The following is a 22,919-nucleotide window of genomic DNA, read 5'->3' as shown; positions in this document are numbered from 1 at the left end:
AGAAATCTTCCGAGGCTTTTGTGCTTTCCGGGCTGTGTCTTGTCAGCGGAGTGCGCCGCGGTTGCCCTGCTAAGCTACCCGCGTAGGCCGCCTGGCCTTCATCGCCGAGGGCCGTACCTGTTGCAGCGCTCGCAGCGACTGCAGCGCGTCTTCTACCGCCTCGATCCCGTCGCGCAGGCGCGCGGTGGCATAGCCCAGCCGGCTTTGCGCATCGGCGTCGGGGGTGGAGAGGTGTTCGAGTGCGTCGACTTCCGCCTGCATCTGTCCGACCAGGCGGCGCAATTGGGATGTGCTGTGCGAGGCTATTGACCGGATCGCCATCGTTGGGGACCTCCTTGCAGTGACCGGGTGTGCCCGTCCCGTCTACGGTAAAGGCGTCGCAAGAACTTCGCCAGCGCTGTTACGAAATCTCCACGACGCCCCGGATGGCTTGCGTTTGCCGCCAGAAGTTCGGCCGTCGCCCTCCACAGCCGGAGGCATGCGACGGCCGCGCGGATTGGCAAAAGTCGCATCGCAGAAACGCTTTCGGTGGTAAAGCTTGCAAACCGGACCTCTCACCGGGTGTGGCCCAGCGTGATCCTCACGCCCCGTCCTGGGCTATAGTCGGCCGATGGAATCGGAATACCACGCCATGCGTCCTGAACCCGCCGATTTGCCCGACGATGCCACCACCGCCGGCAGCGCGGCCGATGTCGACGCACGCCATCGCGCCGGCCGCCGCAGCACGCTGGTCAGCGTGGCGGTCAATCTCGGGCTGACCGCCACCCAGGCGGTGGCGGGCGTCATCTCCGGCTCGCAGGCACTGATCGCCGATGCGGCCCATTCCCTGTCAGACCTGCTGTCGGACTTCGTCGTGCTGCTGGCCGCCTGGCAGGGCCGCAAGGATGCCGACGCCGACCACCAGTACGGCCATCTGCGCTTCGAGACCGCCGCCTCGCTGGCGCTGGGCGGGCTGCTGCTGGCGGTCGGGGCGGGCATGCTGTGGGCGGCGGTGGGCAAGCTGCAGCATCCCGCGGGCGCGCAGCCGGTGCAGCCGCTGGCGCTGTGGGTCGCGCTGGCCGCGTTGGTATCCAAGGAACTGCTGTTCCGCTACATGCTGGCCGTGGCGCAGCGCGTGCGTTCCGGCATGCTGGTGGCCAATGCCTGGCATGCGCGCTCGGACGCGGCCTCGTCGCTGGTGGTGGCGATGGGCATCGGCGGCAATCTGCTTGGGTACCACATGCTGGACCCGGTGGCGGCCATCGTGGTGGGGCTGATGGTGGCGCGCATGGGCCTGCGCTTCGGCTGGGGTGCGCTCAACGACCTGATGGACCGCGCAGCCGATGAAGAAACCGTCGAGGCCATCCGCCAGACCATGCTCGGCACGCCCGGCGTGCTGGGTTTGCATGACCTGCGCACACGCAAGATGGGCGACCAGGTCCTGGTCGACGTGCACCTGGAGATCGACGCCACGCTGACGGTGGCGCAGGGTCACGCGATCGCGGTGGAAACCCGGCGCCGCACGCTCGACCACCATCACGTGCTCAACGTGATGACTCACGTCGATCCCGTATACGTCACCGGCCAGCCCACAGCGGCCTGAGCCCGCCTGTGGACATCTTCGCCCGCGGCTGGGGATAACTGTCCGGACAAGCTGTGCCCCGCCTGGGGGCACGTTGTGGGACGTATACGAACAACTCCGGGGCCCGCACGGGTCAGGTATACGCCACCCGCGAGCTATCCCGGCGAATCAGGGTTATCACGGGGTGGTTATCTTGTTCGCAAGTCCCTGAGTCAAAAGGGAAAAGGTGACTTATCCACGGCCCGCGGCCCGGTTTACCTACTACTACTATGTATACATACGTAAACAATATAAAAGACATAACCAGGACCGTTGCTCCGCGCGGGGTTTGCAAGCAACGGTCCATCTTCCTCAGGACGTATACCGGCGGCTCCCTCCGTTAAGGCAGCGAAGGTATACGTCGGCGCCACCGCGTATACCGGCCTAGCGCGGCACCTTGAACGCCTGCCGCGCCCGCAGCGCCTCCGCGCGTGTCGTGCAGCCGTCCTGGTGGTCGTTGACGAGCCCCATCGCCTGCATCAGCGCATACATGGTGGTCGGGCCGACAAAGCGCCAGCCGCGCTTCTTCAGGTCCTTGGACAGCGCCACGGATTCCGGCGAGGTCGCCATGGTGCGCAGCACCTCGGATGTCAGCACCTTCGGCCGGCTGGCGGGATCCGGCTCGAAGCGCCAGAAGTAGGCGGCCAGCGACGATTCCGTTTCCAGCAGTTCGCGCGCCCGCTGGGCATTGCTGATGGCTGCCTCGATCTTGCCGCGATGGCGCACGATGCCGGCGTCGCCCAGCAGGCGCTGGATATCGCGCTCGCCGAAGCGGGCGACCTTGTCGATATCGAAATTGGCGAACGCCTTGCGGAACGCCTCGCGCTTGCGCAGGATGGTCAGCCAGCTCAGCCCCGCCTGGAAGCCCTCCAGGCACAGCTTCTCGAACAGCCGGCGGTCGTCAGCGACCGGGAAGCCCCACTCGTGGTCGTGGTAGTGGCAGTAGTCTTCCAGCGTGCCGCACCAGCCGCAGCGTACTGGCGCGGCCGGCGCTTCCTTCTTGCTCGTCATGCGTTACTTTCCCCGTTGAGAACTTCGAGCGCCGGCCAGCCTCTCGCGGACCAGCGCATTTGCTGCGATCATGCCCGCACCTGAGAGATTGCGGAAGGCTGAAAATGGACATGCAACTGGCAACACTGGACGAAGACGGCTGGGAACTGGACGACGCCGAGCCCATTGCCGCCGCCCATCCCGACACCTTCTGGATGCCGCCCCGCGAGGAGCGCGACGCGTTGGTCCCCGGCCAGCAGGCCAAGCTGATCTTCCGCATCCTGGTCGCGGACGAGACGGGCCGCGAGGAGGTTCATGTCGAGCGGATGTGGGTGAACGTCATCGGGCGCGAGGGTAGCCTCTATGCGGGCGAACTCGACAACCAGCCCTACTGCACCGACGAGATTAGCCCTGGCATGCCGCTGTGCTTCGAGGCGCGGCATGTGATCAATATCTTTCGGGAAGGCGAGGACGAGGCGTAGGCAGCTGTTCGCCGGCGCGCTACAAAAAGACTGGCTGCTACGCGCTCAGAAGCTCGCCGCCAGGCCCAGCGATACCCCGGACACATTGTTGCCGAACACATAGCGCACCACCGCCCGTATCCGCGTGACGAACACTTCATGGGCGCTGGTATCCAGTTCCAGCCCGGTCCCGAGCGTGGTCAGGTGGTTGAAGCCAAGGATGCCAGCCTGGCTGCCGAGATATTGCGAATGTGACAATTCAAGCACGTACCTAACCGGCCGATCGAGCGCGCGCAGCCCCGTCGGCGCACGCCAGCGCGCCCACAGGTTGGCGGTCTGGGCCGTGGCCGTGCCGGTGACCGAGCTGGTCGTGCCGCCGAAGCTCTGCAGGTGGATATTGGTGTAGCGCAGTTCGACGTCGACTTCATAGTTCTCGCGGTAGTGCTCCCAGTCCAGCATCACCGAGCCGCCCAGGCCATAGGCGTTCAGGCTGCCGCCGTCGAGGAAATCGATCTGGCGGTCGGTGACCTGCTCGAGCGCGAACTTGCCGATCGACAGGTCGCTGGAGACATTGCCCAGCGAAGCGTTGAAGATGGGCCGGAACACCAGCTCCTTGTTGGCGGTGAGCGGAAAGTCCCAGCCGATGCCGATGGTGCCCGAGAAGGTGTTCCAGCGCGTCGGGATGGAACGGGATTCGGCCCCGTTGGTGGCGACGAAGGTCGGGTCATAGCGACTGTAGGCGATCGCGCCCTCCAGGTAGAGCGGGAACGACTTGCTGATCGTGAAGCCGCCGCCAAGCTGCGACATGACGATGCCGGGGTTGTCGGTGCTGGCGCTGTCGATCGATACCGAGCTGGAGGTCAGGTCCGGCACCACTGAATACGACATCAGCGACAGCACGGCATTGGCGTGCTTCTGCACATTGACACCGACCAGGCCGAGCCCCGGCGCTCCCTGCGCCTGGGCGGCGCCGGCCGTCAGCAGCAGGCCCGCTGCAAGGCCGCACAAAGCGGCGGGCGTGCGCACAAGCTGGGCGCAGCGGGCGCGGCGCGATGGCTGGCAAGCGGACATGGGCGATCCCTTTGCTGTCAGTGCCGCGGTGCGCTGCGGCACGCGGCAACCGTCCCGCGAATTCTAGCGAGACGGACCGGTGCGCGAGCGCTGCATGAAAGTTTTCAGATCGGCTTGCTGGTGTTTTATATCGGATCGCTGCCATGGCGAGATGCCGGCCGCGATCCTTCGATGCCAGCTTCAGGCGGCAGGGCGGCGCCGGGGCGCCGGGCGTGGCGCCGCTTCAGCCGGCACGGCGTGGCTCTCGCTGCGCTCAGGCGGCGGGCGCCGGCGCGCAAGCCAGAGCAGCAAGGCGCTGGCGGCCCAGCCGGTGACGAACACGGTATCGCCTGCATGGTTCAGCCAGGCCGATGCCTGCGCGGTGCCGGTCAGCGACACCAGCAGGCCGTCGGGCAGCCTGGCGAGGATCCACAGCGCGACGGCGGGCACACTGCCGTAGACACCGGGCTGCCACCAGTGGGAGAGGAAGGGAACGTGCCGCCCGGGGCGGCGCAGGATGCGCGGTACCACCGAAGTCTCCGGCCACGCGCGGCACGCGGGAGGGCGTGCCGGTGGCGTCATGCGTTGCGGGCTGGCCCGGCGGCAGGCGCGCCGGAAGTGGCGCGGCATGCAAGTCGGCTCCTGTCTGCATCATAGGCCGATTGCCCCGACCGCGGCCGCGGTTGCGCAATGCGGTGTGTGCGCCGCCCAACGCAGGGCGGCGGGCGCGCCACGCCAGGTGGCGGCCTTCAACTTTTTTGCATGAGGTGTCCGCAAATGGCTGCCGTGCCGGCCACGGTTCTTTGCCACACTCGATGCAGTACATAAAACCGTTTGAAGGTGGTCACTACCATGCTACCCGCACTCTATATCTCACACGGCTCCCCGATGCTTGCGATCGATCCCGGTCCGACCGGCGCCGCCTTCGATGCGCTCGGCGAGCGGCTGCGCGCGCAGCGCCCGCGCGCGGTGCTGGTGGTCTCGGCTCACTGGATCTACAGCACGCTGGTGGTGAGCAACCGCGAGCGGCAGGAAGCCTGGCATGACTTCGGCGGCTTCCCGCGCGAGCTGTACGCGCTGCGCTACGATGCCCCAGGCTCGCCGGCGCTGGCGTTGCGGGCCAAGGCCCTGATCGAGGCTGCCGCCATCCCCGGCGCCGGCTTTGTCTGCCAGGACGAGGAACGGCCGCTGGACCACGGCGCCTGGATGCCGATGCGGCACTTCTTCCCGGATGCCGACGTGCCGGTGGTGCAACTGGCGTTCAATCCCTACCTGCCGCCCGCCACGCAGATCGCGATCGGCCGCGCGCTGGCGCCGCTGCGCGAGGAGGGCGTGCTGCTGCTGGCCTCGGGCAGCTTCACGCACAACCTGCAGGAGGTGTTCGGCAGCGGCAGCCGGCGCGACCAGCATGGGCCGCAGGCCGAGCCGTATGTGGAAGCCTTCCGCAGCTGGATGACCGAGGCGCTCGACGAAGCGCTTGACACCGGCGATACCAGCCGCATTGCCGACTACCGTGAGCAGGCGCCGTATGCGCGCCGCGCGCACCCGACCGACGAGCACCTGCTGCCGTTCTACGTGGCGCTGGGCGCTGCGCTGGGGCCGCAGGGCGCAGGCGCGGGTACGCCCGCTCCAGTCAGCGTGGCGCGCGTGGCCGATGAAGTGACCTATGGCGTGCTCGCCATGGACAGCTTCGTGTTTGAAGGGATGGGCGCGGGCGCGCCGCTGAAGGCCGTTGTCTGAGGCTCGGCGCCCGGGTGGATTACCGGTCGCGCGGCGGCAGATAGCGCCGCGCCGCGCGGGCGCCCGCCAGTGCGATCCAGCCCATCGTCAGCGCCACTACCGCCAGCCCGATGCGCAGATTGGCCAGGTGCGCCACGCCGCCGATCAGCACCGGCCCCAGCAGCAGGCCCAGGTAGGCAAAGCGCGCCACGCGCGAGATCGCCTCGGCCGGCGCCACGCCCGGCAGCCGCGAGGCGGCGACAAAGAAGATCGGCACCATATTGGCCGCACCCAGTCCCATCAGCGTGAAGCCGGCCAGCGCCGCTACTGGCAGCGGTACCAGCAGCGCCAATGCGATGCCGGCGAAGCCCAGCCAGGCACTGCCGGTCAGCGTCGTGCCATCGCCCAGGCGTGCACGCAGGCGGTCGCCGCCGAAGCGCCCGCACGCCATGCCGCCCGAGAACGCGGCATAGCCCAGGCTGATCCAGCCATCGGGCGCCTGCGTCACGTCGCGCATATAGACGCTGGTCCAGTCGTACATCGCCCCTTCACCGATCAACCCGAGGAAGGCCAGCAGCCCCAGCAGCCACAGCGCGCGCACGGCGTGGTCGCGATGGTGGCCCGCCGACGGCATCACCGGATGGTCGGGCAGCAACCCGGGCAGGGTGAGCAGCGCCACCAGCGCCGTCACGCCCGCCATCAATGACGCATGCGCCAGCGGCGCCACCCCCAGCGACAGCATCAGCCCGCCGAACCCGGCCCCCGCCATCCCGCCGAGGCTGAACATGCCGTGCAGCGCCGACATCACGGGCCGCGTGCGACTGGCCTCGACCGTGGCGGCCTGCGCGTTCATGGCGACGTCGAAGGCTGCATTGGCCATGCCGAACGCAACCAGCGCGGGCAGCAGCAGCCAGAACGTAGGCATCGCCAGGATCGCCACGGTGCACAGCGCGAACAACAGCCCGCCGGCCATCGACGCGCGCCCGCTGCCGGCGCGTGCGACCCAGCGCCCGACCGGCCCCATCGCCAGGATGGCGCCGCCGGCCACGGCCAGCATCGCCAGCGACAGCCAGGCATCGGACAGGCCGAAGCGCGCCTTGATGGTCGGGATATGCACGCCCCAGGTGGCAAAGGTGGCGCCGTTGGCGAAGAACAGCGCCATGGTGCCGCGCGTGGCGCGCGCCACCGTGCCTGGCGAGGCCAGGGCGGCGGTGGCGGAAGGAGAAGGGAAATCAGCCATAGCGGGGCACGGCGGCAGGCGGGCGCTGCCGCGCCGGGCCTGCAAAAGCCGTCATTGTCCCGCATCGGCGCGAAACGGGTGTAACCGTGCCCCGGGGGCGCTAGCGTGCGGCGCGATCCATTCGCAGCAGCCCGCGCCGGTGCAGCGCATAGCCGAAGGCCAGCAGCGCGCCCAGCGCCAGCGCCACCATCACCCACAGCATCAGCCAGTAGCCGCTCGCGGCGCGCCACAGCAGCGCGCCCAGCCAAGGCGCGGCCGCCTGCATCAGCAGCACCGGCGTCATCATCAGCCCATTGAGCGTGGCGTAGTGATGGCGCGAGATCAGCTCGGGCATGGCCATCGCGCGCAGCATGGTGTTGACGCCGTTGGCGCAGCCGTAGAGCACCGCGGCCACCATCAGCCAGGCACCTTGCCCCAGGGCAAAGCACAGCAGCCCGGCGACCATCAGCACATAGACCGGTAGCGACAGCCGCACCGGGTGCCGCACCGCAGCGCGCATCATCAGCATGCGGCCCACCACCTGCGCGGGGCCGATCAGCGCCGCCACCACCAGCTGCTGCGCCACCGGCAGGCCCTTCTCGGTCAGCATCGGGATCAGGTGCGCGCCCAGCAGCGAAGCGACCACCGCGGTGGCGGTGAAGGCCAGCACCACCGCCCAGAACACCGGCTGGCGCAGCGTGGTGCGCGCGATGCCATCGCTGCTGGGCTCGCCGTCGGACGGGGTCATGCCGGTGTAGGTCGGGTGCAGCGCGTAGCGCATGCGTGCGTGCAGCGGCGCGCAGACCAGCAGGTTCAGCATGGCAAAGCCGACCAGCGTCGGGCGCCAGCCGAGATGAATCACCAGCCATTGCGCCAGCGGCACGAAGATCGTGCTGGCGAAGCCGGCCATCAGCGTGACCACCATGATGGGCTTCTGGTACTGGTCGCCATAGGCCTGGCGCAGCACCACGAAGGCGGGTTCGTACAGCGTGGTGGCCATGGCCAGCCCGATCGGCACCCACATCAGCAGGAACATGGCTTGCGAGGGCGTCCACGCCCACAGCAGCAGGCCCAGCCCCGCCAGCACCGAGCCCGCGCCCATCACCCTGCGCGCCGGCGCACGGTCCAGCAGCCGTCCGACCGCGAACGAGCACATCGCCCACACCAGCAGCCCGAGCGAATAGCCGCCCGCCAGGAAGGGCTTGGACCAGCCCAGGCTGCGGATCATCGGGTCGATAAAGACGGTGAAGGCGAAGAACAGCGTGCCCCAGGAGATGGTCTCGGTCAGGCCGAGGATCCAGACCAGCCGGCGCGGCGGCGTGGCGGGGTGCGCGGGTCCGGAGCGTGCCGGGCTGGCGTCAGTTTTGGCGTTGGCGGCGTCCGCGTCGGAGCTGGCTTCTAGTGTTTTGACATCCTCCCCGACCTGAAGGCCGGAGATTCCTACGGCGCTCAGACGCGGCATTGAGCCGCCCCTGAGTCGCTTCGGTGGGTTCCTGCTGCTGACGCCGTTACCGCAGCGTTCACTTCACAGGCTAACCGGGCGTGTCCCGCCCTTAGAACATTGATCGCGCCGACCACATCGGCATTTTCCTCGAAACCGCATTCCACGCACTCGAACCGGGCTTGCGTCTGGCGGTTGTCTGCCGAGACATGGCCGCAGCACGGACAGGTGCGGCTCGTGTTCTGCGGTGGCACGGCGATGAGATAACCACCGTTCCAAGCCAGCTTGTAGTCCAGTTGGCGGCGGAACTCGAACCAGCCTTGATCGAGGATGGCCTTGTTCAGGCCGGACTTGGCCTGAACCTGCTTGCCCGGCTGTTCGGTGCTGCCTGCCGCCGACCTGGACATGTTCCGTACCTGCAAGTCCTCGATACACACCATCGCGTGGTTTTGGCTGATCGTGGTGGAGCACTTGTGGAGGTAGTCTCGGCGGGCATTGCCGATGCGGGAATGGATGCGCTGGACGCGGGCTTTCGCCTTCTTCCAGTTGCTGCTGAACTTCTGTTTGCGGCTCATCGCCTGCTGCGCTTTGCGCAGCGCGGCCTCTTGCCGCTTGAAACTATTGAGCGGGGCGTAGAACGTCCCGTCCGAAAGCGTGGCGAACCGGGCAACACCCATGTCGATGCCAACCGCGCTCGCGGCCTGTGCCACCGGCTGTTCGACCTCACGCTCGGTCTGGATCGACACGAACCACTTGCCGCAGGACTGCCTGACTGTGACGTTCTTCACCACCCCCAGCACCTTCCGGCTGTTGCGGTATCGTAGCCAGCCCAGCTTGGGCAAAAACAGGCGGCTGCTGGCCTGGTCGAGCTTGATTTGCTTGGGGTCGGGATAGCGGAAACTGTCGCCCCGGCCCTTCTTCTTGAAGCGCGGAAAGTCGGCCCGCTTGGCAAAGAAGTTGCCGTAGGCCCGCTCCAAATCTTTGAGCGTCTGTTGCAGCGGATGAACCGGCGCATCGGCCAGCCATGCGGTTTCCGTGCTGTTGCGCCACTCGGTGAGCAGCTTGCACAGTCCGGCGTAGCCGTGCTTCTTCTCGCCTTGCTCGTAACGAGCCTTCTGCAACGCCAGTGCCTTGTTGAAGACGAACCGGCACGAACCAGAAAAGCGACGCATGTTGCGTTGCTGCTCGCCGGTCGGCATCAGTTCGTACTTGTAGGCTTGAAGTCGCTGCATGGCTCAATCATACTCTTGGCCTATGAGCGATGACAACGATATTAGACACGGAAGACACTGTGTTTTCAAGATGCACGTCCATTTGGTCTTCGTGGCGAAATACCGCCGCAGAGTGTTCGACGGCGACGCCATCAAACGGCTGCACGCCATCTTCGACAAGGTATGCGCCGACTTCGAGGCGAACTTGATCGAGATGGACGGCGAGGACGATCACGTTCACCTGCTGGTGGAGTACCCGCCAAAGGTCGCGGTGTCGAATCTGGTGAACAGCCTCAAGGGCGTGTCCAGCCGCCTGCTGCGCAAGGAAAGACCCGACATCCAGAAACGCTACTGGAAGGGCGTGCTGTGGTCGCCTTCCTACTTCGCATCATCCTGTGGCGGCGCACCGATCGCCATCGTGCGCCAGTACATCGAACAACAGCAGACCCCACACTGAAAAACCAACAGCAAGGACGGCTACGCCGTCCGCGCTATCCTTCCCCACCATGAATGGCGGGGCTTGCCGCGCACTGGGTCATGGCGGGCCCGGGGGGGGGAGATCGCCATGGTGGCGGCGCGTGGGGCCAGCCGGAAATTGTAGCGATCCTGCACGCGCCGTGCGGTGGGACGCGCGCGTTACTGTGCGGTCACCGGTGTGGGCGGTCCTTTCAGTTCGACGACGTTGCCGTCCGGGTCCTGCACATAGAGCGACGGCCCTTTGCCCTCGGCGCCGAAGCGCTGCGCCACCTCTCCCGTCTGCACGCCGTGCTGCGCCAGCCAGGCGCGCAGCGCGCCGGCATCGAACGGGTCGATGCGCACGCAGAAGTGGTCGAGGTTGCGCCCTTCCGCGCCGGGACCCGCGCCGCCGGCACGGCCCAGCGGGCCGTCGAGCGAGACCAGGTCGATCAGCGCATTGCCCGCGCGCAGCTGCGTCAGGCCCAGGTCCGTCTGTTCGCGCTCCACGCTGCAGCCCAGCACGTCGACATAGAAGCGCCGCAGCGCCTCCACGTCGGCGCTGCGCAGTACCAGGTGATCGATGCCGAGGATGCGGAACATGGCGGCGTCAGTGGTGCAGGCCGTCATAGTCGATGATCTTCAGGCTGTCCAGGTCCACATTGTCCAGGCAGCGCACATTGACCCCGGCCATCGGCTTGCCGTCCTTGTCCTGGCCGTCCGCATACGGGCCGCAGCCACAGACCGGGCAGAAGCGGTGCGCGATCTTCATGGTGTTGAAGCGATAGGTGGAGGCGTTGCTCTCGGGCGTCTCGAGCTTGAAGCTCGCGCGCGGCACGAACCACAGCAGGTGGCCGCGGCGGCGGCAGATCGAGCAGTTGCATCGGATCACGCTGGGGATGCTGTCGGCTTCGACCTCGAATGCGATCGCGCCGCAGTGGCAGCTTCCGTGGAAGGTCATGTCGTCTCCTTTCGTCAGCCTGTCTCGGCTGCTAGATATCCGGGATCAGCCGTTTGCCAAGACTGACCGCCTCGTCGGGCGCGTAGCCCAGCTGGTCGTAGAAATCGATCACCGCGCGATTGCCCGCGCGCACCAGCAGGTTGATCTTGGGGCAGCCCCGTTTGACCAGCAGCTGTTCGGCATGCGCCATCAGCATGCGTCCGTAACCCTTGCCCTGCAGCTCGGGGTGTATTGCCAGATAGTAGACCCAGCCGCGATGCCCGTCGAACCCCACCATGGCGGAGGCCACCGGCTGGCCGCCGAGTTCGCCCACCAGGAACAGCTCCGGCTGCTCGGTCAGTTTGCGCGCGATATCGCGATGCGGGTCGTTCCACGGGGCGCGTCAGGCCGCATGCCTGCCACAGGGCAACGATCGTGTCTTCGTCTTCGGTGCGGAAAGGGCGGATCAGCATAGTGCTGTGGTGCGCTGCAATACGCGCACATTGTTGGCTTTTTGACAGTGTAGCCCTGCTGCGGATGCCACAATGCCCCGGAACAATTGCATAACCGATGATGGCGGCCACCGCGCACGCCCCCACAAAGGAGACCAGCATGAGCGACACCCACGCGCCTGCACGCGCCACTTTCAGCCACATGGAGCAAGGCACCCGCGAGGACTGGGCGGCCATCTCCGCCGAGTTCATGCCCTTCGCGCAGGCCCTGCCGGATCGCGTGCTGGCGCACCTGCGCCTGCTCGACGGCGATTGCGGCGGCTTTCCGGTGGACCGGCTGACGCATTCGCTGCAGACCGCGACGCTTGCGCACCGCGACGGGCAGGACGAGGAGTACGTGGTCTGCGCGCTGCTGCACGATATCGGGGATACGCTCGGAAGCTTTAACCATCCCGATATCGCCGCTGCCATCCTCAAGCCCTTCGTCAGCGCCGAGAACCTGTGGATGGTGGAAAAGCATGGCGTATTCCAGGGCTACTACTTCTTCCACCACCTGGGCCTGGACCGCAACCTGCGCGAGCAGTACCGCAGCCAGCCCGAACTGTTCGAGCGCACCGCGGAGTTCTGCCGCAAGTATGATGCCGCGGCCTTCATGACGGACTACGACACGTTGCCGCTGTCGTTCTTCGAGCCGATGGTGCGGCGCGTGCTGTCGCAGCCGAAGAATTCGATGTATGTGAAACCTGGCGAAGCGACGCTCGCACAGCCCTGAAAGCACAACGGCCTCGCTTCATGCAAAGCGAGGCCGTTGGGGGATGCGGCGCCGGTCAGGCAGCGCGCTGCGCCGTCTCCGGATGCCGGAACTGCTCGAGCAACTTCGCCCAGCGCCCGCGTACTGCCTTCAGGTTGTTCTCCTTCACGTGGCCGAAGCCGCGGATATCGTCCGGCAGGTTCGCCAGCGTTACCGCGGTGTCATAGTTGGCCAGGCTCAGGCCCGCAACCAGTTCGTCCAGCAGCGCACGATACTCGCCGATCAGGGCGCGTTCCATGCGGCGCTCCTCGGTCTTGCCGAAGACATCGAACATCCCGCCGCGCAGCCCCTTCATCTTCGCCAGCACGCGGAACAGCTTCATCGTCGAGGGACCGAACTTGCGCTTGACCAGGTGGCCCTTGTCGTCGCGCTTGGCGCTGATCGGCGGCGCCAGCCAGAAATTGAGCTGGTAGTCCTTGCCCGGCTCGCCCTCGAACTGGGCACGCAGCTTGTCGAGGAAGACAGGGTCGGTGTAGAGCCGTGCCACCTCGTACTCGTCCTTGTACGCCATCAGCTTGGCCAGGTTGCGTGCCGCGGCCTCCGTCAGCGGTAGCGACTTGCCGCTGCCAGCCAGCGCGCTTTCGGCCACGCGCACGCGGTCGATGGCTTCGCGGTAGGTGCGTGCGTACGCGGCATCCTGGTAGGCCGCCAGATGCTCCATGCGCCGGGCGATCAGCTTCTCCAGCATCGCGCCGCTCGAAGTCGGCATCTTGACCACTTCCGCGCCTTCCGCGGTGTTCTTCAGCTTGCCGGTCAGCGACAGCACGTGCTCGGGGTCGTGCGCCATATGGCGGCCCCAGTCGAATGCGGCCTTGTTCTTCTCGACAGCCACGCCGTTCAGCTCGATGGCGCGCTCCAGCGCTTGCAGCGTCAGCGGGATCCAGCCCTTCTGCCAGGCATAGCCGAGCACCAGCGGGTTGGTGTAGATCGCGTCGCCCAGCAGCGCCACGGCGAGACCCGAGGCGTTGATGAACTCGCACTTCTCGCCCACGGCGGTGCGCACGTCCTGCTCGGCCGACAGGCCGGGGAACTGCCACTTCGGGTTCTTGATGAAATCCGCCGTCGGCGTCTGCGCGGTGTTGACCACGGCGCGGGTGCGGCCCGCCTGGGTCTTGGAGATGACCTCGTCGGTGGCCGACACGATCGCATCGCAGCCGATCACCAGGTCCGCCTCGCCCATCGCGATGCGCGTGGCATGCAGGTCGTCCGGGCGCGCGGCCAGCTGCACGTGCGACAGCACCGCGCCGCCTTTCTGCGCCAGGCCCGCCATGTCGAGCACGGTGACGCCCTTGTTCTCCAGGTGCGCAGCCATGCCGAGCAGCCCGCCGATGGTCACCACGCCGGTGCCGCCCACGCCGGTTACGAGAATGCCGTAGGCACGGCGGATCGGCGGCAGTTCCGGCTCAGGCAGCGCGGGCAGGCTGCCAATCGACACGCCGTGCTGCTCGGGCTTGCGCACCTGCGCGCCTTCGGCCGTGACAAAGCTCGGGCAGAAGCCGTTCACGCACGAGAAGTCCTTGTTGCAGGACGACTGGTTGATCTGGCGCTTGGTGCCGAATTCAGTTTCCAGCGGTTCCACCGACAGGCAGTTGGACTTGACCGAGCAGTCGCCGCAGCCTTCGCACACCGCATCGTTGATAAAGGCGCGGCGTTGCGGGTCCTCCATCGTGCCGCGCTTGCGGCGCCGGCGCTTTTCGGTGGCGCAGGTCTGGTCGTAGAGCAGGATGGAGCAGCCCGGCACTTCACGCAGTTCGCGCTGCACGCGGTCGAGCTGGTCGCGGTGATAGATGGTGATGCCCTCGGGCAGCTTGATCGCGCCGTTGAACTTCTCCGGCTGGTCGCTGACGATGACGATCTTCTTCGCGCCTTCGCTATGCACCTGCCAGGCGATGTCCCGCACTGAGAGCTGGCCGTCCACCGGCTGGCCGCCGGTCATCGCCACCGCGTCGTTGTACAGGATCTTGTAGGTGATGTTGACGTTCGCCGCGATCGACGCGCGGATCGCCAGCAGCCCGGAGTGGAAGTAGGTGCCGTCGCCCAGGTTGGCGAACACGTGCTTGTCGCCCGCGAACGGTGCCTGGCCGATCCACGCCACGCCTTCGCCGCCCATCTGGCTGAAGGTGCTGGTATTGCGGTCCATCCACACTGTCATGTAATGACAGCCGATGCCGGCCAGCGCGCGCGAGCCTTCGGGAACATTGGTCGAGGTGTTGTGCGGGCAGCCCGAGCAGAACCACGGCTTGCGCTCGGCGGTCACGCGCGGCGTGGCCAGCGCCTTCTCCTTGGCCTCGATGATCGCCAGGCGCGCGGTGATGCGCGCGCGCACGTCCATCGGCAGCTCGAATTTGTCCAGCCGGGTGGCAATGGCCTTGGCGATGATCGCCGGCGACAGCTCATAGTGCGCCGGCAGCAGCCAGTTGCTTTGCGGGATCGACCATTCGCCGCCCGCGTTGTCCTTCTCGTCGAACTTGCCGTAGACCTTGGGGCGCACATCGTCGCGCCAGTTGTACAGCTCTTCCTTGAGCGCGTACTCCATGATCTGGCGCTTCTCTTCGACCACCAGGATTTCCTGCAGGCCCTCGGCAAAGGCGCGCGCGCCGTGCGCTTCCAGCGGCCACACGCAGCCCACCTTGTACAGACGGATGCCGATTTGCGAGCAGGTGGCATCGTCCAGGCCCAGGTCGGCCAGCGCCTGGCGTGTGTCGAGGTAGGCCTTGCCGCCGGTCATGATGCCGAAGCGCGCATGCGGCGAATCGATCTCGATGCGGTCGATCTTGTTGGCGCGCACATAGGCCAGGCCTGCGTACCACTTGTAGTCGAGCAGGCGTGCTTCCTGTTCCAGCGGCGGGTCCGGCCAGCGGATGTTCAGGCCGCCCTGCGGCATGATGAAGTCGTCCGGCAGCACGATCTGCACGCGGTGCGGATCCAGTTCCACCGAGGCCGACGATTCCACCACGTCGGTCACGCATTTCATCGCCACCCATAGGCCGGAGTAGCGGCTCATGGCCCAGCCGTGCAGGCCGTAGTCCAGGTACTCCTGCACGTTCGACGGATACAGCACCGGCAGGCCGCAGGCCTTGAAGATGTGCTCCGACTGGTGCGCCAGCGTCGAGGACTTGGCCGAATGGTCGTCACCGGCCAGCACCAGCACGCCGCCGTGCTTCGACGATCCTGCCGAGTTGGCGTGCTTGAACACGTCACCGGTGCGGTCCACGCCCGGCCCCTTGCCGTACCACATGCCGAACACGCCATCGAACTTGGCGTCCGGATACATGTTCACCTGCTGCGACCCCCACACCGAGGTCGCGGCCAGGTCCTCGTTGAGGCCGGCCTGGAACACGATGTTGTGCGCGGCGAGGTGCTTCTTGGCCTTCCACAGCGACAGGTCCAGCGCGCCCAGTGGCGAGCCCCGGTAGCCGGAGATAAAACCGGCGGTGTTCAGGCCGGCAGCGCGGTCGCGTTCCTGCTGGAGCATCGGCAGGCGTACCAGGGCCTGCGTGCCGCTGATATAGATGCGGCCACGCTCCAGCGTGTATTTGTCTTCGAGGGAAACGTTTTCGAGCGCGCGGCGGATGGCGTCGCTGACCGGAGGGGTCAGGGGGGCATTCATAGGTGCTCCTCTATGGGCGTGCTGTCGGGATCACCGACACCTACAGTTGTGGGCAACCGCCTCGTGGCCTCTTGTGAAGGCGTAGGGCGGTCGTGTCTCTGCGCGGCATGGTAGCACCGCCACAAAATTGGCGGTACCTTGCAATGCAGCACAAAGCATGCCCGTGGCGCCCGTGATTTCCCGTATGGACAGGGGTTCGCGTGTACACTGCGTTGCATCGAGATGGCCCGCGTCACTGCCAGGCTGTCTGCGATGCGCCACATCTGCACAGCCAGCCTGGTGCAACCTGCTTTCCGATTGCCTGTCCTGTGCACGGGCAAACCAGCGAATACCTGAACATGACCAATTCCCCCCGCCAGGGCACCGCGACCCTGGCCGTGCTGATCGACGCCGACAACGCGGCGCCCGCCATCGTCGAAGGCCTGCTGGCCGAGGTTGCCAAGTACGGCGTGGCCGCCGTCAAGCGCATCTATGGCGACTGGACCCGGCCCAACCTGGCCGGCTGGAAGGAGCGGCTGTTGTCGCACTCGATCCAGCCGATCCAGCAGTTCCGCTACACCGTGGGCAAGAACGCCACCGACAGCGCCATGATCATCGACGCCATGGACCTGCTGTACACGGAGCGCTTCGACGGCTTCTGCATCGTCTCGAGCGACAGCGACTTCACCCGGCTGGCCTCGCGCATCCGCGAGCAGGGGCTGACCGTCTACGGGTTCGGCGAGCGCAAGACGCCCAAGCCCTTCGTCACCGCCTGCGACAAGTTCATCTACTCGGACGTGCTGCGCGCCGATGCGGATACGGAGGGGGCCGACGAGGCCGCCGCGCCCACGCGCAAGCGCAGCACCGGCGAGCTGCGCCAGGACTCGCGCCTGGTGCGCCTGCTGCAGAACGCGGCGCAGGCGGTGTCGGACGAGGACGGCTGGCTGACGCTGGGCAGCATGGGCAACCATATCGCCAAGCAGGCGCCGGAATTCGACTCGCGCAACTACGGCTACGGCAAGCTTTCCGAGCTGGTGGCAGCCACCGGCCTGTTCGAGGTCGAGACCCGCAACGGCGGCAACAACAAGACCATCTGGATCCGGCTCAAGAAGCGTTCCAAGGGTGGCGGGGAGAGCGACGGGCGTGGCCAGCCGCAGCCGCAACAATCCCAGCCGCAACAATCCCAGCCGCAACAGTCGCAGCAGCAGCGCCCGGCCCAGCAGGCCCAGGCACAGCCTGAAGCGCGCCGCCAGCCGCAACCGGCGCCCGTGCCCGCGGATCCGCCTGCGCCCGTCATGTCCCAGCCGGAGGCGGCACCGGAGCCGGTGCAGGTCCGCGAACCCGAGCCCGATCTGCCGTTCGTCGCCGCCGATGCGGTCGAGCCGGATCCCGCCGCCGACCCGGTAGTCGAGGCCGCGCCGCAGCCCGAGGCCGCCCCCAAGGGCCACACCGCGCGCAAGCGCGCCGCGCGCCGCCCGGATGTGACGCTGAGCGAAACGCCGTGGCCGATCGACCAGTCGGTGTTTGCTGCGCCGGGCACGACGGTGCTGACGGCGCAGATCGAGCCCCAGCCTGAGGTGCAGCCCCGGCAGGAAGCGGCCGCCGAAGCGGCGCCCGCGCCGGCACCGGCACGGAAGACGCGCAAGCGCCCGAGCAAGAAGGAGAAAGCCGAGTGATATGGCAGGCCGGCGCAATGCCGGCCGCAAGCGCAAGAAGCGCCGGCCCTGTGCCGGCGCTTTGCTTTAGCGCACCAGCTGGTTGATCTCGATGATCGGCATCAGCACCGCCAGCACGATCAGCAGCACCACCACGCCCATGGTCAGGATCAGCAGCGGCTCCAGCAGGCTGGTCAGGAACAGCGTGCGCCGTTCCAGTTCCTGCGCCTCGCCCTGCGCGGCGCGGTCCAGCATCACCGGCAGGTTGCCGGTGGCCTCGCCGGAGCGGATCAGGTGCACCAGCACCGGCGGGAACTGGTTCTGCGCGGCCAGCGCGCGCGCCAGCGATGCGCCTTCGCGCACGCGCGTGTTGGCATCTTCCACATTGGCGCGCAGCGCCTCGTTGGTCAGCGTTTCGCCCGCGGCCTGCAGGCTGCGCAGGATCGGCACGCCGGCCGACACCAGGATCGCCAGCGTGCCGGCAAAGCGCGCGGTGTTGTAGCCGCGGATCAGCTTGCCCAGCAGCGGCGCGGTCAGCAGCCAGCGGTCCCATTCCAGCCGCACCGCGGGCTGTTTCAGCAGGCTGCGGATCGCGAATACCGCGACCGCGATCACCGCCAGCGCCGCCCACCACCAGTTGCGTACAAAGTCCGACAGCGCCAGCATGATGATGGTCAGCGTCGGCAGCTTTTGCTTGGTATTGGCGAACACGCTTACTACCTGCGGCACCACGTACGAGAGCAGGAAGATCACGATCGCGAACGCCACCACCGTGACGATTGCGGGGTAGGTGAAGGCGAGCCGGATCTTGGAGGCCAGCGTGTTGCGCGACTCGATATAGCCCGCCAGTCGCTCCAGCACCAGCCCCAGGTGGCCGGAGTGCTCGCCGGCCGAAACCAGCGCGCGGTAGATGTCGGGGAAATCGCGCGGATGCTGCGCCAGCGCCACCGACAGCGAGCTGCCGCCCATCACCTCGGCGCGAATGCCGGCCAGCAGTTCGTGCACGTAGGGGCGCTCGGCCTGGTCGGCCAGTGCGCCCAGCGCCTCATCCAGCGGCAGCCCGGCCACGATCAGGCTGGCCAGCTGGCGCGTGAACAGCGCCTGCTCCTGCGTCGACAGCTTGCGCGCGAACAGCTGGCTGCCGCTGCGCGGCGCCAGGCCGGCGCCGGCCAGCGCATCGACGGTCAGCGGCGTCAGCCCGCGCGCGCGTAGCTGCGAGCGCGCCTGGCGCGGGCTGTCGGCCTCGATCACGCCGCGGTCGGTTTTGCCGGTGGCGTCGGCGGCTTCATAGCGGAAGGCTGGCATCCGGGCGGCTCCGCTCAGTCGCGCGTCACGCGCAACACTTCCTCAAGCGAGGTCGCGCCGCTGTCGATCCAGCGCTGCGCATCGCCACGCATGGTGTGCATGCCGCGCGCCAGCGCCGCGTGCTTGATCTCGGACTCGGGCGACTGCCGGTGGATCATGGTGCGGATCTCGTCATCGACGGTCAGCAGCTCATAGACGCCCATGCGCCCCTGGTAGCCCGACTGGGCGCACTTGTCGCAGCCCACCGGGTGCCAGACGCGCTGCAGCGGCTTGCCCTGCGCCTGTAGTGCCTCGGCTTCGGCGGCGGTCACTTCGATCATGTCCTCGCGCTTGCAGTGCTGGCACAGGCGCCGTACCAGCCGCTGCGCCAGCACCCCGAGCAGCGACGACGACAGCAGGAACGGCTCGATCCCCATGTCGACCAGACGCGTCACCGCCGAGGCTGAGTCGTTGGTGTGCAGCGTCGCCAGCACCAGGTGACCGGTCAGCGAGGCCTGCACCGCGATCTGCGCGGTCTCCAGGTCGCGGATCTCGCCGATCATCACCACGTCCGGGTCCTGGCGCAGGATCGCGCGCAGGGCCTTGCCGAAGGTCATGTCGATGCGCGGGTTGACCTGGGTCTGGCCGATGCCGTCCAGGTCGTACTCGATCGGGTCTTCCACCGTCATGATGTTGGTGGTGCGCGAGTCCAGCCGCGACAGCGCCGCGTACAGCGTGGTGGTCTTGCCTGAGCCGGTCGGCCCGGTCACCAGCACGATGCCGTGCGGCTGGTTGATCAGGTGATCGAAGCCGCGCAGCGTGCCCGGCGCCATGCCGAGCTTGGCCAGGTCCAGCCGGCCCGCTTCCTTGTCCAGCAAGCGCAGCACCGCGCGCTCGCCGTGCCCGGTCGGCAGCGTCGACACGCGCACGTCCACCGGCCGCCCGCCCACGCGCAGCGTGATGCGGCCGTCCTGCGGCAGGCGTTTCTCGGCGATATCGAGCTGCGCCATGATCTTGATGCGCGAGATCAGCGCGCCGTGCAGCGCCTTCTTGGGCCGCACCACGTCGCGCAGCGTGCCGTCCACGCGGAAGCGCACCACCGACGACGACTCGAACGGCTCGATGTGGATATCCGACGCGTTTTCGCGCGCGGCCTGCGTCAGCAGCGCGTTGATCATGCGGATGATCGGCGCGTCGTCCTCGGACTCGAGCAGGTCTTCCACCGCCGGGATGTCCTGCATCAGGCGCGACAGGTCGACCTCGCCTTCCACTTCGCCCACCACCTGCGCGGCGCTGCCGGCGTCCTGGCGGTTGTAGGCATCGGCCATGGCGAGTTCCAGTGCCTCGGGCTCGAGCACGCGCAGCCGCAGCGCGCCGTGCACGCGCGCCACTTCGGCCAGCGCGGTCGGCGAGGTGGCGCGGCTGACCCACACCTCCAGCCCGTCGGCGCGCTGGTGCGCGATCAGCAGCGGCGCCTCGCGCGCAAAGCCGTACGAGACCAGCCGCGCGGCCATGGGCGAGGGCGGCTCGAGCGGCTCGGGGGTAGCGGATTGGACTTCGCTTGCCATGGCAGGGCTCAGTTCTGGCGGGCCGGCGTAGCCGGCTGCGCGGCGTTCAGCGTGGCGGATTCACCACGCTGGCTCAGCGGCTGCGGTGCGGTCGCTGGTTGCTGGATGGGCTGAGGCTGCGCCGGGACACCTGGCTGCGGCGCATTTTGCGGAATCGTCTGCGGCAGAGGCAGCGGGGCGGCAACCGGCCCGTTCGCGCGCGGGTCGATGAACGGCGTGGTCGGCGCATCGGCCGGTGGCAGCATCGGCGTGTTCGGCTCGCGCAACATGATGTTAGGCGAAACAAAGCCCTGCTGCTGCGCGCGCATGTAGTCGTACCGGTCCTGCGTCAGGCGGTCGGCGGCGCCAGCCGTGCGCATCACATACGGGCGCAGGAACACCAGCAGGTTGGTCTTGCCGCGGTTCTTGTTCTCATAGCGGAACAGGCCGCCGATCAGCGGCAGGTCGCCCAGCAGCGGCACCTTCTGCACGCCGTCGCCGTACGTGTCCTCGATCAGGCCGCCCAGCACGATGATCTGGCCGTCATCGACCAGCACGTTGGTCTCGATCGAGCGCACATTGGTGGTCGGGCCCTGGATCTGGGCGAGCGTGCCCGCTACCACCGACGACGACTCCTGGAAGATCTGCATCTTCACCAGCCCGCCGTCGGTGATCTGCGGCTTGACGCGCAGCGTGATGCCCACGTCCTTGCGGTCGAAGGTCTGGAACGGCGTGACCGAGGCCGCGCCGCCGGTCTGCGCGTAGGAGCCGGTGGTGATCGGGATGTTCTGGCCGATCAGGATCTTGGCTTCCTCGTTTTCCAGCGTGATCAGGTTCGGCGTGGACAGCAGGTTGACGCTGCCATTGGTGCCGAGTGCGCGCAGCAGCGCGCCCAGCCCCATGGCCTTGTTGACGATGCCCAGGTTCAGGCCGCCCACGTCGGGCACCAGCGATTGCGCGGCAGCGATGCCGGCGGTGCGGTTGGTGTCGAACAGCGCGCCGGCCAGCGTCAGGTTCAGGATGTTCTGGCCGCCGGAGCCGAAGTTGGTGCCGGCAAAGACGTTGTTGTTGCCGCCCGGCGAGCTGATCAGGCCCTGCCACTGGATGCCCAGCTCGCTCGCCTGCGTGGAGGTCACCTCGACGATCATCGATTCGATGTAGACCTGCGCGCGGCGCGCGTCCAGGTCGTCGATCACGCCGCGCAGGTTGCGGTAGACCGGCTCGCTGGCGGTGATGATCAGCGAGTTGGTGGACGGGTCGGCCTGGATGATGCCGCCGGTGGTCGGCTGCGTACTGGTGCCGAACGACGCGGCGAAGGCCGAGCTGCCATAGGCGCCGCCGCCCGTGCCGCCGTTGCCGCTGCGCATGCCGGTCTGGGTGCCGGTGGTGCCGCCGGTGAACTGCGAGCCGGTCGGCGTCGAGACGCTGGTCATCCCCGCGGCGCCGCCGATGCCACCGGCGGCAGCGCCCGCGGCGCCGGGCTGGGTGGCCGTGGTAAAGCTGCTGTCCGCGGCGACGATCGCGCGCAGCGTCGCCGCCAGCTTGACCGCATCGGCGTTCTTCAGCGGCACCACCCAGATGTTGCCGGGGCGCGCATAGGGCTGGTCGAGCTTCTCGATCAGCTGGCGCGCCTGCTGCAGCCGCGCACGGCTGGAGGCGCGGATCATCAGCGCGTTGCTGCGCGGCTCGGCCACCACCGTGGTGCGCAGGCTGCTGTCGATGCCGGGCGCGCCGGCGCCGCCGGCCGCGCCCGCGGCCGAGGGGTCCATCAGCTTCTGCAGTACCAGTGCGGTATCGCTGGCGAGTGCGTGCTTGAGCGGCACCAGCTCGACCTCGCCCGAGGCCGGCGCATCGACGGCGGCAATGATGCGTGCCAGCCGGCGCAGGTTGTCGGCGTAGTCGGTGATGACCAGCGTGTTATTGGCCGGGTAGGCGGTGATCGTGTTGTTGGGCGCGATCATCGGCCGCAGCACCGGCACCAGGTTGTTGGCCGATTCATAGTTGAGCCGGAACACTTGCGTCACCACCTGGTCGCCGCGGCTTGCGCCGGGGCCGATCACGGTGGGCGAGCCCTGCAGCTTGGCGTCGGCCTCAGGCACGACCTTGGTGAAGCCATTGCTCTCGACCATCGCATAGCCCTGCATGCGCAGCACCGAGCCCAGCGTCTGCAGCGCCTGCGCGCGCGAGACCGGTTGCTCGGTGACCAGGTTCACCGTGCCCTTGACGCGCGGGTCGATCACGAAGTTCTTGCCGGTGGCCTGGCCGACCGCCTTGATCACCGAATCGAGGTCGGCGTTGACGAAGTTCAGCACCACCTGATCGCGGTTGGACGGCGAGATGTCTGGTGGCGGCGGCGGGTTTGCGGCACCAGCGGGCTGGGCCCACAGCGGCGCGGGCGCCAGCAGCGAGATCCCGCACAGCAGGGCCACCGCGCGGGCGCAGGCGGTCTGGAAAACAGGTCGGATGGCGTGGGTTTTCATAGTCATTTCCGTGCACT

19 protein-coding genes and 1 pseudogene are annotated in these 22,919 nt (G+C 67.6%); 6 read left to right on the top strand and 14 right to left on the bottom strand.

Annotated elements, in window-relative coordinates; genetic code table 11:
- Positions 1 to 69: 69 nt before the first annotated feature.
- Complete coding sequence (locus tag ABNX08_RS20175) at positions 70 to 321, bottom strand: hypothetical protein (RefSeq protein WP_022536918.1); 252 nt, start codon at positions 319 to 321, stop codon at positions 70 to 72.
- A 310-nt stretch (positions 322 to 631) separates the two neighbouring features.
- On the opposite strand from ABNX08_RS20175, the gene ABNX08_RS20170 reads away from it, so the two are divergent.
- Positions 632 to 1,582: a cation diffusion facilitator family transporter gene (locus ABNX08_RS20170; protein ID WP_349604448.1), complete on the top strand. Its 951-nt coding sequence runs from the start codon at positions 632 to 634 to the stop codon at positions 1,580 to 1,582.
- A gap of 402 nt (positions 1,583 to 1,984) precedes the next feature.
- On the opposite strand, the gene ABNX08_RS20165 is transcribed toward ABNX08_RS20170, so the two are convergent.
- Positions 1,985 to 2,611: a DNA-3-methyladenine glycosylase I gene (locus ABNX08_RS20165; RefSeq protein ID WP_349604449.1), complete on the bottom strand. Its 627-nt coding sequence runs from the start codon at positions 2,609 to 2,611 to the stop codon at positions 1,985 to 1,987.
- Between the two features lie 104 nt (positions 2,612 to 2,715).
- Here ABNX08_RS20165 and ABNX08_RS20160 point away from each other — a divergent pair, with 104 nt between their 5' ends.
- Positions 2,716 to 3,072: a DUF2314 domain-containing protein gene (locus ABNX08_RS20160; RefSeq protein ID WP_022536915.1), complete on the top strand. Its 357-nt coding sequence runs from the start codon at positions 2,716 to 2,718 to the stop codon at positions 3,070 to 3,072.
- Between the two features lie 45 nt (positions 3,073 to 3,117).
- Here ABNX08_RS20160 and ABNX08_RS20155 read toward each other — a convergent pair whose 3' ends face one another.
- Positions 3,118 to 4,122, bottom strand: coding sequence for a hypothetical protein (locus ABNX08_RS20155; RefSeq protein ID WP_022536914.1), 1,005 nt, complete (start codon positions 4,120 to 4,122; stop codon positions 3,118 to 3,120).
- A gap of 180 nt (positions 4,123 to 4,302) precedes the next feature.
- The gene (locus ABNX08_RS20150) at positions 4,303 to 4,731 is read right to left on the bottom strand and encodes a hypothetical protein (protein WP_374063630.1); all 429 of its coding nucleotides are present in this window, start codon (positions 4,729 to 4,731) and stop codon (positions 4,303 to 4,305) included.
- A gap of 222 nt (positions 4,732 to 4,953) precedes the next feature.
- Here ABNX08_RS20150 and ABNX08_RS20145 point away from each other — a divergent pair, with 222 nt between their 5' ends.
- Complete coding sequence (locus tag ABNX08_RS20145) at positions 4,954 to 5,841, top strand: class III extradiol ring-cleavage dioxygenase (protein WP_349604453.1); 888 nt, start codon at positions 4,954 to 4,956, stop codon at positions 5,839 to 5,841.
- Between the two features lie 19 nt (positions 5,842 to 5,860).
- Here the strand turns inward: ABNX08_RS20145 and ABNX08_RS20140 are convergent, their stop codons facing one another.
- The 3 genes from ABNX08_RS20140 to ABNX08_RS20130 all read right to left on the bottom strand — a co-directional run bounded on the left by ABNX08_RS20140 (position 5,861) and on the right by ABNX08_RS20130 (position 9,712).
- On the bottom strand, positions 5,861 to 7,060 hold the full coding sequence (locus tag ABNX08_RS20140) for an MFS transporter (RefSeq protein WP_349604454.1): 1,200 nt from the start codon (positions 7,058 to 7,060) through the stop codon (positions 5,861 to 5,863).
- Positions 7,061 to 7,160: 100 nt separating this feature from the next.
- Positions 7,161 to 8,501, bottom strand: a complete 1,341-nt coding sequence (locus ABNX08_RS20135) for an MFS transporter (protein ID WP_022536910.1) — start codon at positions 8,499 to 8,501, stop codon at positions 7,161 to 7,163.
- Entirely contained in the window at positions 8,489 to 9,712 is a 1,224-nt protein-coding gene (locus tag ABNX08_RS20130) for an RNA-guided endonuclease InsQ/TnpB family protein (RefSeq protein ID WP_374063629.1), read from the bottom strand. The genes ABNX08_RS20135 and ABNX08_RS20130 overlap by 13 nt, the downstream gene beginning before the upstream one ends.
- A gap of 22 nt (positions 9,713 to 9,734) precedes the next feature.
- Between ABNX08_RS20130 and tnpA the strand changes: the two genes are divergently transcribed.
- Complete coding sequence (gene tnpA, locus ABNX08_RS20125) at positions 9,735 to 10,148, top strand: IS200/IS605 family transposase (RefSeq protein WP_374063612.1); 414 nt, start codon at positions 9,735 to 9,737, stop codon at positions 10,146 to 10,148.
- Between the two features lie 179 nt (positions 10,149 to 10,327).
- Here the strand turns inward: tnpA and ABNX08_RS20120 are convergent, their stop codons facing one another.
- From ABNX08_RS20120 to ABNX08_RS20110, 3 genes and pseudogenes are all read right to left on the bottom strand, one after another.
- Positions 10,328 to 10,747, bottom strand: coding sequence for a VOC family protein (locus tag ABNX08_RS20120; RefSeq protein ID WP_041681631.1), 420 nt, complete (start codon positions 10,745 to 10,747; stop codon positions 10,328 to 10,330).
- Between the two features lie 7 nt (positions 10,748 to 10,754).
- Entirely contained in the window at positions 10,755 to 11,105 is a 351-nt protein-coding gene (locus ABNX08_RS20115) for a GFA family protein (RefSeq protein ID WP_022536907.1), read from the bottom strand.
- A 31-nt stretch (positions 11,106 to 11,136) separates the two neighbouring features.
- Positions 11,137 to 11,557 (bottom strand): annotated as a pseudogene (locus ABNX08_RS20110) (GNAT family acetyltransferase).
- 139 nt (positions 11,558 to 11,696) lie between these two features.
- Here ABNX08_RS20110 and ABNX08_RS20105 point away from each other — a divergent pair.
- Positions 11,697 to 12,308, top strand: coding sequence for an HD domain-containing protein (locus ABNX08_RS20105; RefSeq protein WP_022536905.1), 612 nt, complete (start codon positions 11,697 to 11,699; stop codon positions 12,306 to 12,308).
- 55 nt (positions 12,309 to 12,363) lie between these two features.
- Here the strand turns inward: ABNX08_RS20105 and ABNX08_RS20100 are convergent, their stop codons facing one another.
- Positions 12,364 to 15,957: an indolepyruvate ferredoxin oxidoreductase family protein gene (locus ABNX08_RS20100; RefSeq protein WP_349609754.1), complete on the bottom strand. Its 3,594-nt coding sequence runs from the start codon at positions 15,955 to 15,957 to the stop codon at positions 12,364 to 12,366.
- Positions 15,958 to 16,295: 338 nt separating this feature from the next.
- Here ABNX08_RS20100 and ABNX08_RS20095 point away from each other — a divergent pair, with 338 nt between their 5' ends.
- Positions 16,296 to 17,612, top strand: a complete 1,317-nt coding sequence (locus tag ABNX08_RS20095; protein WP_349609756.1) for an NYN domain-containing protein — start codon at positions 16,296 to 16,298, stop codon at positions 17,610 to 17,612.
- A 66-nt stretch (positions 17,613 to 17,678) separates the two neighbouring features.
- Here the strand turns inward: ABNX08_RS20095 and gspF are convergent, their stop codons facing one another.
- From gspF to gspD, 3 genes are read right to left on the bottom strand one after another with little or no spacing between them, the layout of a single operon-like run.
- Positions 17,679 to 18,896 (bottom strand): type II secretion system inner membrane protein GspF, encoded by a 1,218-nt coding sequence (gene gspF, locus ABNX08_RS20090; RefSeq protein WP_349609757.1) that lies wholly within the window; start codon positions 18,894 to 18,896, stop codon positions 17,679 to 17,681.
- Positions 18,897 to 18,910: 14 nt separating this feature from the next.
- Entirely contained in the window at positions 18,911 to 20,443 is a 1,533-nt protein-coding gene (gene gspE, locus ABNX08_RS20085; protein WP_022536901.1) for a type II secretion system ATPase GspE, read from the bottom strand.
- 8 nt (positions 20,444 to 20,451) lie between these two features.
- Entirely contained in the window at positions 20,452 to 22,902 is a 2,451-nt protein-coding gene (gene gspD / locus ABNX08_RS20080; protein ID WP_022536900.1) for a type II secretion system secretin GspD, read from the bottom strand.
- Positions 22,903 to 22,919 lie beyond the last annotated feature (17 nt).

The sequence above is a fragment of the Cupriavidus sp. DF5525 genome (assembly GCF_040149425.2).
Classification (GTDB): Bacteria; Pseudomonadota; Gammaproteobacteria; order Burkholderiales; family Burkholderiaceae; genus Cupriavidus; species Cupriavidus pickettii_A.
Note: the sequence above shows the minus strand (reverse complement) of the source record. Positions and strands in the feature narration are given on the sequence as shown.

What these genes read in the sequence shown, in the direction of transcription:
- ABNX08_RS20175 (WP_022536918.1), bottom strand. Translation starts at nt 321, where the DNA reads ATGGCGATCCGGTCAATAGCCTCGCACAGCACATCCCAATTGCGCCGC.
- ABNX08_RS20170 (WP_349604448.1), top strand. Translation starts at nt 632, where the DNA reads ATGCGTCCTGAACCCGCCGATTTGCCCGACGATGCCACCACCGCCGGC.
- ABNX08_RS20165 (WP_349604449.1), bottom strand. Translation starts at nt 2,611, where the DNA reads ATGACGAGCAAGAAGGAAGCGCCGGCCGCGCCAGTACGCTGCGGCTGG.
- ABNX08_RS20160 (WP_022536915.1), top strand. Translation starts at nt 2,716, where the DNA reads ATGGACATGCAACTGGCAACACTGGACGAAGACGGCTGGGAACTGGAC.
- ABNX08_RS20155 (WP_022536914.1), bottom strand. Translation starts at nt 4,122, where the DNA reads ATGTCCGCTTGCCAGCCATCGCGCCGCGCCCGCTGCGCCCAGCTTGTG.
- ABNX08_RS20150 (WP_374063630.1), bottom strand. Translation starts at nt 4,731, where the DNA reads ATGCCGCGCCACTTCCGGCGCGCCTGCCGCCGGGCCAGCCCGCAACGC.
- ABNX08_RS20145 (WP_349604453.1), top strand. Translation starts at nt 4,954, where the DNA reads ATGCTACCCGCACTCTATATCTCACACGGCTCCCCGATGCTTGCGATC.
- ABNX08_RS20140 (WP_349604454.1), bottom strand. Translation starts at nt 7,060, where the DNA reads ATGGCTGATTTCCCTTCTCCTTCCGCCACCGCCGCCCTGGCCTCGCCA.
- ABNX08_RS20135 (WP_022536910.1), bottom strand. Translation starts at nt 8,501, where the DNA reads ATGCCGCGTCTGAGCGCCGTAGGAATCTCCGGCCTTCAGGTCGGGGAG.
- ABNX08_RS20130 (WP_374063629.1), bottom strand. Translation starts at nt 9,712, where the DNA reads ATGCAGCGACTTCAAGCCTACAAGTACGAACTGATGCCGACCGGCGAG.
- tnpA (WP_374063612.1), top strand. Translation starts at nt 9,735, where the DNA reads ATGAGCGATGACAACGATATTAGACACGGAAGACACTGTGTTTTCAAG.
- ABNX08_RS20120 (WP_041681631.1), bottom strand. Translation starts at nt 10,747, where the DNA reads ATGTTCCGCATCCTCGGCATCGATCACCTGGTACTGCGCAGCGCCGAC.
- ABNX08_RS20115 (WP_022536907.1), bottom strand. Translation starts at nt 11,105, where the DNA reads ATGACCTTCCACGGAAGCTGCCACTGCGGCGCGATCGCATTCGAGGTC.
- ABNX08_RS20105 (WP_022536905.1), top strand. Translation starts at nt 11,697, where the DNA reads ATGAGCGACACCCACGCGCCTGCACGCGCCACTTTCAGCCACATGGAG.
- ABNX08_RS20100 (WP_349609754.1), bottom strand. Translation starts at nt 15,957, where the DNA reads ATGAATGCCCCCCTGACCCCTCCGGTCAGCGACGCCATCCGCCGCGCG.
- ABNX08_RS20095 (WP_349609756.1), top strand. Translation starts at nt 16,296, where the DNA reads ATGACCAATTCCCCCCGCCAGGGCACCGCGACCCTGGCCGTGCTGATC.
- gspF (WP_349609757.1), bottom strand. Translation starts at nt 18,896, where the DNA reads ATGCCAGCCTTCCGCTATGAAGCCGCCGACGCCACCGGCAAAACCGAC.
- gspE (WP_022536901.1), bottom strand. Translation starts at nt 20,443, where the DNA reads ATGGCAAGCGAAGTCCAATCCGCTACCCCCGAGCCGCTCGAGCCGCCC.
- gspD (WP_022536900.1), bottom strand. Translation starts at nt 22,902, where the DNA reads ATGAAAACCCACGCCATCCGACCTGTTTTCCAGACCGCCTGCGCCCGC.